Annotated in this window: 12 protein-coding genes and 1 pseudogene; 3 read left to right on the forward strand and 10 right to left on the reverse strand. The window is 71.5% G+C overall.

What is annotated here, in order from left to right; all coding sequences use genetic code 11:
- Positions 1-164 precede the first annotated feature (164 nt).
- The 4 genes from JEK78_RS13330 to JEK78_RS13345 are packed head-to-tail and all read right to left on the reverse strand — an operon-like array spanning position 165 to position 2,970.
- Positions 165-506: a hypothetical protein gene (locus JEK78_RS13330; protein ID WP_200258763.1), complete on the reverse strand. Its 342-nt coding sequence runs from the start codon at positions 504-506 to the stop codon at positions 165-167.
- Positions 503-700: a helix-turn-helix domain-containing protein gene (locus tag JEK78_RS13335; protein WP_200258765.1), complete on the reverse strand. Its 198-nt coding sequence runs from the start codon at positions 698-700 to the stop codon at positions 503-505. The genes JEK78_RS13330 and JEK78_RS13335 overlap by 4 nt, the downstream gene beginning before the upstream one ends.
- Before the next feature lie 11 nt (positions 701-711).
- Positions 712-2,454 carry an IS1182 family transposase gene (locus tag JEK78_RS13340; protein ID WP_200264119.1) on the reverse strand — a complete coding sequence of 581 codons (1,743 nt, stop codon included), beginning with the start codon at positions 2,452-2,454 and terminating at the stop codon, positions 712-714.
- A 60-nt stretch (positions 2,455-2,514) separates the two neighbouring features.
- The gene (locus JEK78_RS13345) at positions 2,515-2,970 is read right to left on the reverse strand and encodes a recombinase family protein (protein ID WP_200258767.1); all 456 of its coding nucleotides are present in this window, start codon (positions 2,968-2,970) and stop codon (positions 2,515-2,517) included.
- Between the two features lie 358 nt (positions 2,971-3,328).
- On the opposite strand from JEK78_RS13345, the gene JEK78_RS13350 reads away from it, so the two are divergent.
- Complete coding sequence (locus JEK78_RS13350) at positions 3,329-4,624, forward strand: ISAs1 family transposase (RefSeq protein WP_200258769.1); 1,296 nt, start codon at positions 3,329-3,331, stop codon at positions 4,622-4,624.
- Here the strand turns inward: JEK78_RS13350 and JEK78_RS13355 are convergent, their stop codons facing one another.
- On the reverse strand, positions 4,625-5,311 hold the full coding sequence (locus JEK78_RS13355) for a TetR/AcrR family transcriptional regulator (RefSeq protein ID WP_200264148.1): 687 nt from the start codon (positions 5,309-5,311) through the stop codon (positions 4,625-4,627).
- Positions 5,312-5,583: 272 nt separating this feature from the next.
- A complete protein-coding gene (locus JEK78_RS13360) occupies positions 5,584-6,582 on the reverse strand; it encodes a sigma-70 family RNA polymerase sigma factor (RefSeq protein ID WP_200258772.1) in 999 nt (332 codons plus the stop codon).
- Positions 6,583-6,796: 214 nt separating this feature from the next.
- Here JEK78_RS13360 and JEK78_RS13365 point away from each other — a divergent pair, with 214 nt between their 5' ends.
- Entirely contained in the window at positions 6,797-7,327 is a 531-nt protein-coding gene (locus JEK78_RS13365; RefSeq protein WP_200258775.1) for a GNAT family N-acetyltransferase, read from the forward strand.
- A gap of 120 nt (positions 7,328-7,447) precedes the next feature.
- Here the strand turns inward: JEK78_RS13365 and JEK78_RS13370 are convergent, their stop codons facing one another.
- Both JEK78_RS13370 and JEK78_RS13375 read right to left on the reverse strand, forming a co-directional pair.
- Positions 7,448-8,992 (reverse strand): MFS transporter, encoded by a 1,545-nt coding sequence (locus tag JEK78_RS13370; RefSeq protein WP_200258778.1) that lies wholly within the window; start codon positions 8,990-8,992, stop codon positions 7,448-7,450.
- Between the two features lie 356 nt (positions 8,993-9,348).
- On the reverse strand, positions 9,349-9,996 hold the full coding sequence (locus tag JEK78_RS13375; protein ID WP_200258780.1) for a TetR/AcrR family transcriptional regulator: 648 nt from the start codon (positions 9,994-9,996) through the stop codon (positions 9,349-9,351).
- 292 nt (positions 9,997-10,288) lie between these two features.
- On the opposite strand from JEK78_RS13375, the gene JEK78_RS13380 reads away from it, so the two are divergent.
- Positions 10,289-11,569 (forward strand): M6 family metalloprotease domain-containing protein, encoded by a 1,281-nt coding sequence (locus JEK78_RS13380; RefSeq protein WP_200258782.1) that lies wholly within the window; start codon positions 10,289-10,291, stop codon positions 11,567-11,569.
- Between the two features lie 752 nt (positions 11,570-12,321).
- Here the strand turns inward: JEK78_RS13380 and JEK78_RS13385 are convergent.
- Together JEK78_RS13385 and JEK78_RS13390 are read right to left on the reverse strand one after the other, a co-directional pair.
- Positions 12,322-12,498 (reverse strand): helix-turn-helix transcriptional regulator, encoded by a 177-nt coding sequence (locus JEK78_RS13385; RefSeq protein ID WP_200264149.1) that lies wholly within the window; start codon positions 12,496-12,498, stop codon positions 12,322-12,324.
- A 36-nt stretch (positions 12,499-12,534) separates the two neighbouring features.
- A pseudogene (locus tag JEK78_RS13390) lies at positions 12,535-12,929 on the reverse strand (transposase); the annotation flags it as partial.
- Positions 12,930-12,974: the final 45 nt, after the last annotated feature.

Consider the following 12,974-nt stretch of genomic DNA (forward strand, 5'->3'; position numbering starts at 1 on the left):
GGTAATCCACAGGAGCACAAGAGCGGTGATGTTCAGCCACAGGGCGAAGAAGAATCGGCCACATTGATCCTCGGTTACACGCCCTCCACGATCGTGAGCGGGCAGCGTGATGATCAATGCGCCAGGCTGCCGCAACGAAGACGGGCCTTGCCGATCCACGCCTGTCAGGAATACGGGCCAGCAGTGCCCAGGTCAAGGCCGCGCAGCGGGCCGCGATGGCCCGGGTCGAAGTGGTCGAGATGGCGCGCGAGATCACCGTCGAGGTCCCCGCGCCGGCCGCTGCCCGTCGGCTCATGCACCAATGCGGGGTCTGCGTCGGGCTCGGGATGCGTGACCGCTACGGGCAGGTGTCGGCCGCTGCCGAGCGCCTGGTTCTCGTCGATGCGGCCGGGATCGAGGTCGCGGTGATCGAGACCTGTAGGACGCGCATGTGCCGACGCGCAGGCCACCGCGCGGCGCCGCGGCTTCACCGTCCAGAGCTCGGCGCAGGGGTAGCGGCCGGTCAAGATGCGGGCGGTGTGGCCCGTTCCAGGACGCGGTAGACCGTGGCCCGGCTGACGGAGAAGAGTTCGGCGAGGTCGGCGATGGTGTGCTCGCCGCTCTTGTGTTCCTTGACGAGGTGGGCCCGTTGCCGGGCGGTGAGCTTGGGCTGCTTGCCGCGGAGCTTGCCTTTGGCGCGGGCGACGACTCTGTTGCGCATTTTGGCTGGTGCTACGCGGCGAGTTGGTAGACGAGGCGGGACAGGCGGCTTGTCCAGGATCGTCTGGTGCGGTGGGGCTGGCGGCTGGCCCAGTGGGCGTCGAGCCGGATGATGTTGATCGCGGTGGCGGAGAAGGCGTGTTGGAGGGTGACCTTGGGCAGGCCGCGGTAGCGGGCCCGGCGCATCCCGGTGACGTCGAGGGCCTGGTTGATGGTGCCCTCGACACCTGCACGCAGGGCGTACTTGGCCTGCCAGGTGTCGCTCTTCTGCTCGGCGCGGGCGGCGGTGACGTGCTCGTGGACCTCGCGGGGCCGCAGGGTGAGCATGCGATTGCCGCGGACGGCAGCGGTGCACCGCTCGCGGGAGGGGCAGGGGCGGCAGTCACCGCCGGCGAAGGCGATCACGATGGCGTCGCGGCCGTGCTGTTGCACGGGATACCAGCCGGTGCTGGTGCTGCCCTCGGGGCAGGTCACCTGGCGGGTGTTCCAGTCGATCCGGAACGCGGCCTTGTCGAAGCCCTCGGCCTCCCGTGCCTGGCGGGAGTGGTCGCCGAGGAGCGGGGTGATCATGGTGATGCCGTCGCGGGCCGCGTCGGTGACGAGGTCGGCGGAGGGGTAGCCGGAGTCGAGGTAGTGCTCGCCCGGCTTGACCTGGCGTTCGGCCAGGCGGTGCTGGATGGCGGCGGTGGCAGTCACGTCCGGCGCGGTCGAGGCGGTGGTGGCCACGTCCGTGATCAGGTGCGGGGCGCCGGCCGCGGCGGGAGCGGTGCCGTCAGTGCCGCCCGCACCGTCAGTGCCGTTGTCGTTGTCGCAGGTCTCGGTGAGGTGGACCTTGTAGCCGCACCAGAACAGCTCGTCTCCCTTCGCCGACCAGCGGGCATCCGCGTCGTAGGGCGAGGCGAGCCGCAGTTGTCCGGGCGGGACGCCGTCACTGTCGGCCTCCCGCTTCCTGACCACCTCCCGTCCCCGGGCGTTGCAGGTGACGTGGTAGGTCTGCACGAAGATCCGCCGCAGCAACTCCACCGGCTCCACTTCGCGCAGCCAAGCGGGGGCATCCGGCTCGCGCACGGCGCGCAGCAGCACGAGCGCGTCCTGCCCGTAGACCTCGGCGAGCCGGTCCCGCCTGGTCTTCGACGACGGCAGCCGCCAGGAATCCACGCGGGCCGCATACCGCAGCTCCCACTCGGCGACCCGCTCAGCCCCGAACCGGCCCGCCAGCCAGGACGGCGCCGCACCGGCCAGCGCCTCCAGCACCGCGCGCACGCTCTCCCCGGCCAGCTCCAGACGGTTCAGGTCCCGCACCGCACTGATCACGTGCGTGGAGTCCGTGCGCTGTTTCCCGCCCGCGCCGACCAGGCCCTTGCCGCGGCAGTGCTCCAGCAGCCGGTCGAAGACCAAGCGCTCCATGCCGTGCTCGACCAGCCGAGCCCGGAACCTCGCCAGCACCGTGAAGTCGAAACCGGTGTCGGTCAACTCCAGTCCCAGCGCGTACTTCCACGACAGGCGCTCACGCACCGCCTCCGCGGCCTGCCGGTCGGTCAGGTTCTCCGCGAACTGCAACACCGTGACCAGCGCCAGCATCCCCGGCGACAATCCCGCCGGCCCGCGCGCACCGAACGCCTCCGCGAACGGCTCGTCCGCGAACACCCCCGCCAACTCCTCCCGAACCCGCATCGCCAGCGAGCCGTCCGGGAACACCACCGCGGCCACCGCCGCCGTCAACTCCGGAACCTCTGGTAACCCCTGCGGCCGCATCGACACCGAGCACCGTCCTCCCCGGGCCCCGCAACAACCCGGCAGGACCCAACGGAACGATCATCCCCGACCCGACGAGCACCCCGCAGCAAAATGCGCAACAGAGTCGGCGACGGCCATGCCCTCGCGGGTGCGCATGCGCAGGAGGTCGACCTCGAACTCGGCGAAGGTGGCGAGGATGTTGAAAAACATCTTGCCCATGGGGTCGTTCGGGTCGTAGAGCTGTCCGCCAAGGGAGAGCGCGACTCCGCGCGTCACGAGGGAGTCGCCGATGTCGCGGGCGTCGGGCACCGAGCGGGCGAGGCGGTCGAGCTTCGGCACCACCAGGGTGTCGCCGGCGCGGACCGCGGCGAGCGCCTGGTCGAGTCCGGGCCGCTCGCGTTTGGTTCCGGTGAATCCCTTGTCGAGGAAGATCCGGTCCTCGGCCACGCCCAGGCCGAGAAGGATGTCCTTCTGGGCGGTGAGGTCCTGCATGTCGGTGGAGCAGCGGGCGTAACCCGCCTTGAGTCCGCTCATGGGCACCAGAGTGTACGGATAGCCCCCGCTCACCGTACAGATCACCGGACACCCTAAATGAGACGGCGATCGTGCAGGTCGGCGTCCGGTCGCGATTCAAGATCGCATTGTTCGTTGAGGGTTCCCCTTGCGAACAGGGATGGTCGGACCGAAAGAAGCCGCTACCCGTCAAAAGATTTGACGGCTGCGCCGGTTTTCTGTTCCGTTCCTACTCGGACCCCGGTTTCCCCAGGGCCCCGGCGAGTGCCTGAATTGCCCCAGCTTGGGGTGTTGATCTCGGTGGTGGGCCCCGGAAGCAGGCGAACACGGCACCTGTGGATCATGGAGTTCTCTACGCTTCAAGATCCACGAAGGTGCCGTGTTCGTTCCTCCATCATCCCCTGTCGCTGCCCCCGCTTGCGCGGTGCCCCGCCTGGAAGCCCTTGGCGAGGGGGCCGCCAAGGACCAAGTCCGCCGCCTGGTCGCCGAGTTCGAGTCGGTCACCGACCCGAGAGGGACTTGCGGGGTGCGCTACCGGCTCTCCTCACTGCTGGCCCTGATGGTCTGCGCGATGACCCCGTCCGGCCACGACTCGATCACCGCGGCGGCGGAGTGGTGCCGACGTGCGACGCCGGAGGAACTGGCCGCCTTCGGCCTGCCCTACCACCCGCTCCTCGGCCGCTACCGGGTGCCGAGCGAGAAGACCCTCCGCAGCGTCCTGGGGCGCCTGGATCACGGTGAGATCTGTGCGGCGGCTTACGACTACCTGCGGCCCTTGCTGTCCGCACAGCCCCGCCGGCCGGAGCCGGTCATGCCCGACGGTGGCACCGAGCGTGAACAGCGCCGGGCCCACCGGGCGGCCGCCCATGCCGGGCCGGTACGGATCCGGCGGCGGGCGATCGCGGTGGACGGCAAGTGCCTGCGGTGCGCCAGGCGCCCGGACGGCAGCCGGGTCTTCGTCCTGTCCGCCGTCCGCCACGGCGACGGTGTCACGCTCGCCTCCCGCGAGATCGGCGCGAAGACCAACGAAATCCCCGAGTTCCAGCCCTTGCTCGACAGAATCGACGACGCGGATCTCGCGGGGGTGGTCGTGACCGCCGATGCCCTCCACGCCCAGCGCGACCACGCCACCTACCTGCACGAACGCGGCGCTCACTACCTGCTGACCATCAAGAACAACCAGCGCGGCCAGGCCCGTCAACTCCACGCCCTGCCCTGGAAGGAGATCCCCGTCATCCACCGCGACGACGCCCGCGGCCACGGCCGTCACGAACAGCGTCTCGTCCAGGTCGTCACCGTCAACGGCCTGCTCTTCCCCCACGCGGCCCAGGTCCTGCGGATCCAGCGCCGTCGCCGTCTCTACGGGGCCAAGAAGTGGTCCAGCGAGACCGTCTACGCCATCACCGACCTGCCCGCCGAGGAAGCGAACGCAGCCGAGATCGCGTCCTGGGCTCGCGGGCACTGGACGGTGGAAAACACCGTCCACTGGTGCCGAGATGTCACCTTCAACGAGGACAAGTCCCAGGTCAGGACCCACAACACGCCCGCCGTACTCGCTGCCCTGCGCGACCTGATCCGCAGCGCGCTCAAGCTCGCCGGCTATGTCAACACCGCCGCCGGACGACGAGCCCACACCGAACGCCCCCGCGTCCTCGCCCTCTACGGCATCACATGATCAAACCGGACGATCCAGGCACTCGCCGGGGCCCTGCCGGTTTCCCCGATACAGGCCCCGCAGGGTCGCCAGGTTGCGCAGGGCCAGGGCCGCCGGGCCGTCCGGACCGTCGGGCGGACCGTCGGAGGCCGCCCACCGCTCGACCGCCACGCGGACGGCCGCCGCCGCCGTCGCGGCGACGAAGCGCGGATCCGCCCCGTCCGCCGAGCCGTCGCCGCACCCGTCGTGCCCGCGCCCAGGCAGCTCGGTGGCTCCGCCCTCGGCGACGAAGTCCTCGCGCCCTGTCGCGTGAGTCCGTTCCGCCAGTACGGCGGCGAGGTCCTTCTCGGAGGTGTGGCAGACCTCTGCCCACACCTTGGCCAGGGCCGTGTCGTCGTCGGCCAGTCTGATCAGCCCGCGTGCCCACTCCCAGGAGGACGCGGGAACTTCCCGCCCGGGCGTCAGGGTGTGCCGTACGGCGTACTCCAAGGCCTCCAGCGCGTCCAACTCCGCCGGAGCCTCGCGCACCGCCGCCGTCCAGAGGCCCGAGCCCGCCGCGTAGAGCGGGACCACCGCCTCCTCCTTGGTGGCGAAGTAGCGGTAGAAGGTCCGAGGCGACACCCCGGCGGACCGCGCGATGTCCTCGGTGCGCGTGGCGCGGGGGCCTCTCCGCACGAAGAGGGCGGCCGCCGCGCGGGCGATGGTCATCCGGGTGTCGGCCCTGCGACGCTCGGTCAGCGAGGGGCCTTCCGGTTCGCCGGTCGAGGCGCCGCGGGGCAGGGCCGGGGTGGTGCTCACTTTGGCAGGCTATGCCGCTGTGGCAGAATCTGCCATCCGGTGGGCCACCCCGGGGTTCAGGTCCGGGGTGACCCACCATCGGATACGCCTGCCCGCGGACACCTGGCCCGCGGACCGCGCGACGCACTCGTCAAGGGGGTTGACGCGCGTCACCGGGCGGGCAGCGCCCGCGTGGGAAGCGACTACGCGGCGGCCTCGAACCCGGTGTCGCGGGCCAGCTTCTTCAGCTCCAGCAGAGCGTGCTTCTCGATCTGCCGAATCCTCTCCCGGGTGAGGCCGTGCTCCTTGCCGACCTCGGTCAGCGTGCGCTCCCTGCCGTCCTCTATGCCATAGCGCATCTTGATGATCGAGGCGGTGCGCGGGTCGAGGCGCCCGATGAGACCGTCGAGTTCCTCGCTGCGCAGCAGCGTCAACACGGACTGCTCGGGAGACACCGCGGAGGTGTCCTCCAACAGGTCGCCGAACTGGGTCTCGCCCTCGTCGTCCACCGACATGTTCAACGACACCGGGTCGCGGGCCCAGTCGAGCACGTCCGTGACCCTCTCCGGGGTGGAGGCCAACTCGGCGGCGATCTCGGCGGGCTCCGGCTCACGACCGTGCTCGCGGTTGTACTCGCGCTGGATCCGGCGAATCCGGCCCAGCTCCTCGACGAGGTGGACGGGCAGCCGGATGGTCCGCGACTGGTCGGCGATCGACCGCGTGATGGCCTGCCTGATCCACCAGGTCGCGTAGGTGGAGAACTTGAAGCCCTTGCGGTAGTCGAACTTCTCCACCGCGCGCACCAGGCCCGCGTTGCCCTCCTGGATCAGGTCGAGCAGCGGCAGGCCGCTGCGGGGATAGCGTCGAGCCACCGCGACGACCAGCCGGAGGTTGGAGCGGATGAACACGTCCTTGGCCCGCTCGCCCGCTTCGACCAGGGCCGCCAGCTCCTCCCGGCTGGCGTCCGCCGCGGTCCGCTCGTCGCCCTCCAGGACCTGCCGCGCGAAGACGCCCGCTTCGATGATCTGGGACAGTTCGACCTCTCTGGCGGCGTCGAGCAACGGGGTCCGCGCGATTTCGTCGAGGTACATGCCGACCAGATCCCGGTCGGCGAGCTCGCCGCCGTTGGCGCGGACGCTGGTTGCCGCGTCGGTCGTCTCGCCGGCGGCGGACTTGCGACGGGCGACGGCACGGGTTGCCATGCGTGCTCCCTTGCGATGGTGGGTCTCCGGGTGGTCCTTCGAACGCTCGGCACCGTCCGCGAGGCCCGGTGCCGGCTCTCGCCGATCTCCCGCGTCTCTCGTCGGGTGCCCTGCATTCGTTGGAAACAACGACTGGAAACCGGACAGAATTCCCAACCCGCCCCGCGACTTTTGTGATCATGCAGTACCCTGTCCCGCCACCCGAGGAGACGACATGCCGCCCGAGCGGACGGAGGTTCTGGTCAGAGCCGGAGTCGAGAGCGACCTCCCGGCCCTCACCGACCTCTACAACCACTACGTGACGCAGACGCCCGTCACCTTCGACACCGAGGCGTTCACGTCCGAGGGGCGTCGCCCTTGGCTGCTCGCCCACCCGGAAGACGGTCCGCACCGCCTGATGGTTGCCACGGGACCCGCCCGGGCGTCGGACCCGCCGGAAATCCTGGGCTATGCCACGTCCAGCCCGTTCCGGGCCAAGGCCGCCTACTCCACCTCCGTGGAGACCACCGTGTACGTGGCCCCGGGCCGGGATGGGCGGGGCGTCGGCACGGCCTTGTACGAGGCGCTCTTCGCTGTCCTCGCGCGGGAGGACCTGCACCGGGCCTTCGCCGGCATCGCCCTGCCCAACGAGGCGTCGGTCAGGCTTCACCGGCGCGTCGGGTTCCGTCACGTCGGAACCCTCGGCGAGGTGGGCCGCAAGTTCGGCCGTTACCGGGACGTGGCCCTGTACGAGCGGCCCATGTAGGGCCGCGGGGCACGCCCCGACGCCGGCCGGGGCTCGGGCCCCGCGCGACACGTCCGGCCGGTGCCGGGGCGGGAGCGGGGCCGGTCGCCCGCCCCCGCTCGTCGGCCTCGGTGGTCCCGGTCAGTGCGCGGCGACCGGTGCCGCCGTCCCCCGGACCCCGTCCGGCTCGCCCGCCGGCTCGGCGCGGTCGCCGTCGCGGCGTGGCCGCCCCGCGTCGACCAGGGCGAGGGCGATCACGGAGGCGGCCACCAGGATGACGAGGGACGCCCAGATCGCGCCGGTGTACCCGTGGACCATGCCGTCCAACTCCAGCGCCCGACGACGCTCCGGCGTGTCGGCCGACGCCATCCGCTCCGCCACGTACGACGTCGTGGCGGACGCGGCGATCGTGTTGAGAAGCGCCGTGCCGATGGCCCCGCCCACCTGCTGCGAGGTGTTGACCATCGCCGACGCGACGCCCGAGTCGCGCGCCTCGACCCCCTGGGTGGCCAGCGACATGGCCGGCATGAACGCCGTTCCCATGCCGAGGCCGAGCAGCAGCATCGCCGGGAGGAGCAGCCCGGCGTAGGAGGAGTCGACCTCCAGACGGGTGAGCAGCAGCATCCCGACGGCGGCCACGAGGAAACCGGGACCCATCAACAGCCTCGGCGCGACCCGGGTCATCAGCCGGGTGCCGATCTGGGTCGACCCCGTGACGACGGCGGCGGTCATCGGCAGGAAGGCGAAGCCCGTGAGCAGCGGGGAGTAGCCCTTGACGACCTGCAGGTAGTACGTCAGGAAGAGGAACAGCCCGAACAACGCGATGACCGCCAGCCCGAGCGACAGGTACACGCCGCCCCGGTTGCGCTCGGTGACCACGCGCAAGGGCAGCAACGGGGCCTTCGCCCGCGCCTCCACCACCACGAAGGCCGACATCAGTACCGCCGAGGCCACGAAGACGCCGATCGTCCCCCCGTCGCCCCAGCCCGCCGACTCGGCCCGGGTGAAGCCGTACACCAGGGCCACCAGACCCAGTGTGGACAGCACGACGCCGGGTACGTCCAGCGGGTCGCGGTCGCGCCCGGCCCGCGGCTCCCGCACGAACGACCAGCCCCCGACCGCCGCGACCACCGCCACCGGGATGTTGATGTAGAAGGTCCAACGCCAGTCCAGGTACTCGGTCAGGAATCCGCCGAGGATCAGGCCCACCGCACCCCCGCCCCCGGCGATGGCGCCGAAGATGCCGAACGCCTTGGCACGCTCCCGAGCGTCGACGAAGGTGACCGCGAGCAGGGAGAGCGCCGCCGGTGCCAGCAGGGCGCCGAAGACACCCTGGAGGGCGCGAGCGCCGAACATCATCGCCCCGTCGACGGCGGCACCGCCCAGGGCGGACGCCAGGGCGAAGCCGACCAGACCGACCAGGAAGGCGCGTTTGCGTCCCCAGAGGTCGGCTATGCGACCGCCGAACAGCAGCAGGCCGCCGAAGGCGAGGGCGTAGGCGGTGACGACCCACTGCCGGTCGCCGTCGGAGATCCCCAGGTCCCGCTGGGCGGAGGGCAGCGCGATGTTCACGATCGTGGCGTCGAGCACCACCATCAACTGGGCCAGGGCGATGAAGACCAGCGCTTTCCAGCGGCCGGGATCAGGAAGGTGAGCCTCGGAGGCTCGGTGGTCCGTGTCGGGCATGAAGGCAACCGTTCGATGTGCGGATGAGGAAAAGGCGAGTGCGGGTGGGCTTCCGGGCCCTGGTGAGTGGGGGTCGACTCGACCGGTGGCTCGGCCAAGCGCCGACGACACGGGGGCGCGTGGGACGGACGGGATCCGGCCCCGGGCCCGCCGGGCCGACCGCGCCTCGGCGACCGCGACCGAGCGCGCCGGAGGGATCACGTCCCGGGCGCCGAGGAGCGGTCGGGCTCCCCGGGGCGGCCGGTCGGCGAGGAGACCGGAGGGTCGGCTCCCGCTCCCCGCCGCGGCCACGAGCCGACCGGGCCGTTCGCTACGGAGGCGGACCGTCGGGCGCCCCGGCGTCCCGGGCGGCGTGCCTAGTGGTGTGGTCGGCGCAGGCCCCCCAGGGTCGCGGGCGTCCCCGGCAGGTGGGACCGGCCCGGAGACCGCAGGCCGTCCAGGAACAACTGGAGATGGCGGTGAACGAAGCGGTCGCCCATGAGGCAGGCCGTGCCCGCCGGGGGGCGGCTCAGCAGGCTCACGGCGAGCAGCAGGTCGCCGACGGCCACGTCCGGGCGGAGCTGTCCGGCCGCCTTCGCACGCTCCATGAGGTCGCTTACGCCGCGTTCCACGCGGTCCCGCCCGGCCACCAGGTCGGGGTGGTCCTCGTCGAACGTGTCGACCAGTACCGGGCAGAGCGCGCCGACACGCTCGTCGGCCGCCACGTGTGCGAAGTGCTCCAGTGCGGCGAACGCGTCACCCCCTTCCGCGCGCGCCCGCTCGGCCGCCCGCGCCGTACGTTCCATGACCGAGTGGACGACCTCCCGGACCAGGCTCCCGCGGTCGGGAAAGTTGCGGTACACCGTGGCGTTTCCGACGCCGGCCCGACGCGCGACCTCGTCCATCGGCACGTCGGGGCCACGTTCGACGAACATCTCCCGGGCGGCCTCGACGATCCGCTCCCGGTTGCGTCGGGCGTCGGCGCGCGACCGGGGCGCTCCGCGTACGGGGGTGGCGGTCTGCACGGCACGCTCCTCGGCTCGTCTTCTCGGCAAGACGCTTCGGGCCCCGCGGACCGGCCGGCCCGGTCCACCTCCAGGGCCGTCGGCGACACCTCGTCAAACGGGGAGCGGTTCCCCGGATATTTCCGCCCCCTCGCGTGACCGCGCGTGATCCCGATCACCCTGCGAGTGGCTCCGGCTACCGGTCGGAAACCCACGATCGGTCTCCCCCAGCGAGCGCCAGAGAGCACCGCGACGCAGGGTGAGCCCCAAGGGGAAGCCAGAGCCCGACCGCCGCGGGGCCCGGGAGGTCTGCATGCAGCCGCAGCGCCGTCGGATACGCCCTCGCCGAACGCTCGCCCTGGCATCGGTCACCGTCCTGACCCTGGCCGTGAGCACCTCGGCCGGCACGCGGTCGCTCACGCCGGACGGCGGTTCCGCCGAGTCCGGGCCGTCCGACCTGTCGCACTCGGCGGCCCACGGACCCTGCATGATCACAGGAGGGCCCGAGGTCCAGATGTCGGAGGGTGTCCCGACCTCCGGCGGCTACGTCGGCTCGACCGGAACCGTCCGAGCCCTCACCCTGATGATCGACTTTCCCGACGCGCCCGGGGAGGGCAGCGCACTCGACCGCTTCGCGGAGTTCTTCCCGGCGACGGAGCAGTGGTTCCACACCAGCTCCTACGGTCGACTCGACTACCGGCCGGCCACCCCCATCCCGGAGTGGCTGCGGCTGCCCAAGACCTTCGCGGAGTACGGCATCGAGCGCGGCGCGCCCTTCGATCCGGGCTACCGGGACCTGGTGAGGGACATCGTCGCCGTCGCCGACGCCCGGGTGGACTTCCGGCGCTACGACCTGCTGAACGTGCTCGTCACCCCGAACGCCGGCCCCTCGGCCCTGGACACCGTCCTGTCCGTCACCTTCGCGGGCAACACGGACGCACCGGTGGCCGACGGCATACCCCTGGCCAACGCTTCGTTCGTCTACTCCCGCCAGGACGACGGCTCCGGCTCCTACGAGGCGACCGGATACCGCGTCCTCCCGCACGAGAACGGACACGTCTTCGGCCTGCCCGACCTCTACACCCAGGAGGGAGGCGGCGCGGTCGGTCACTGGGACATCATGAGCGAGGACTGGGGCGCCAACAACGATCTGCTCGGTTGGCACAAGTGGAAACTGGGCTGGCTCCACGCCGATCAGGTGCACTGTGTCTCGCGGCCCGGCACCGAGGAGCACGAGCTGACACCACTGGCGTCGCGGGACGGAGCCAAACTGATCTTCGTACCCCTGGGGGCCCGCTCCGGATACGCGGCCGAACTCCGCACCCGCGCCGGCAACGACGAGGCCGTGTGCCGGCCGGGTGTGCTGATCTACAAGGTGGACGCCGGTGTCGACACCGGCATGGGCCCGGTCACCGTCTACGACTCCCGCCGGGACAGCGGCGGGTGCACCCGCAGCCCCAACGTGCACGCCGAACTCTCCGACGCGACGTTCACGGCGGGCGAGAGCTTCCGCGACGAGGCCCGGGGCGTGACCATAGCCGTGGCCCACGTGGACTCGGTGGGCCGGCACACCGTCCGAGTGACACGGAACTGACCGCGCTCGGTGGCCGGCGCACGGGCCCGTCGCCGGTGCCTTCCGTCGGCGGCGCCCCCGGGGCACGCGATCCGTCCACCACACCGCCGCCTGGTGGTGATCGGGCGCGGTCGAGGCCGTCGGCCGGGATCCGGCCCGCCGCTCCGGAGCGAGGAAAGCGACCCGCGTGCGCCGCGTACGACGGCCCGACGGCCCATCGTGTCCTCAGCTCGCCGAGCGTGATCCACGGCACGCGCATGGGTTCGGGTGCCCGCACGGTCCCCGTCGGATGGGCGCGCGAGCGCCGTCGGCGGTTGCGGTTGCGAGCGGCCGTCCCTCACACCGTCGCCCGCCCTTTGTCGGGTACGGCCGGAACGTGCTGACATCCGGAAGCGGCTCGGCGCGCGGAACCTTCGATCCCGCTCGACACCCGCGCAGGCGTGGCCGGGCGAGGCGTTGTACTCCGCCGAGTACCGGCGCGGGCCGGACGATCGGGGTGTCACCTGCGGATCCGGGGTCCCGTGGTTGTTGATGCTGGCCACCGCGGGCACTCCTCCTTCTCCGCCCTCGACTGAATGAATCGGTCACTCTACCCGACTCATCCCACTTTGACAGAGAGGGGAACACAGCCGACACCGTGCTTGAGCTGATCAGACCCGCCATGCGCAGCGCCTCGGTCCGGGAGACCTGGTTGAGCCGCGCGAGCGCGTCCCCCCAGCTCAGCAGAGACTCACCGGGATAGGGATCGGGTACGAGCGCGAGGCGGCGTGGACTCATGTCCCAGGCCCCCGCCGGGACGTCGCGGATTCGAGCAGACGGCCTGGAGTGATACCCAGCCCCTGAACCAGGGCGAGGATGGTCAGCAGTGACGAGTTCCGTTTGCCGTGCTCGATGCCGATGACCATGCGGGCGGACAGGTCGGCGGCTTCGGCGAGCGCTTCGATGCTCATCCCGCAGCTCTCCCGCGCGTCACGGACCGCGAAGCCGGAGCCGGGGCGAGCGCGGTCGACGGGCGAGGGGCCGACGTGATCCCCCCGTTGAGGGCCCGGACATGCGAGCCGTCCATGGCCCAGTCGTCCAGGTCCAACGAGTCCGCGCGGCGCAGTTCGGCCAGCAGGGCGGCGTGCAGGCGTGGCAGACGCCGGCCTCCGTCCTGTCCCGCCCGCAGCCGACGCCAGGCCGTAACTCCGGAGCAGCCCACGGTCTCGGCCGGGACGTCGCGCCAGGCAACGCCGGTCCTCAGGACGTACATGATGCCGGCGAGAGCCGCCCTGTCCGGAACGCGAAGCCGCCCGGGATGCCGGCGGCGCCGTTCGGGAGCGGGTGGCAGCAGCGGGGCCACCCGCTCCCACAGGTCGTCCGGAACAAGATCAGCACGCACCCGGACACCCTGCCGACCAAGATCGGTGAGTGCGAGACCTGCAGC

The organism is Streptomyces sp. HSG2, from assembly GCF_016598575.1.
Lineage (GTDB): Bacteria > Actinomycetota > Actinomycetes > Streptomycetales > Streptomycetaceae > Streptomyces.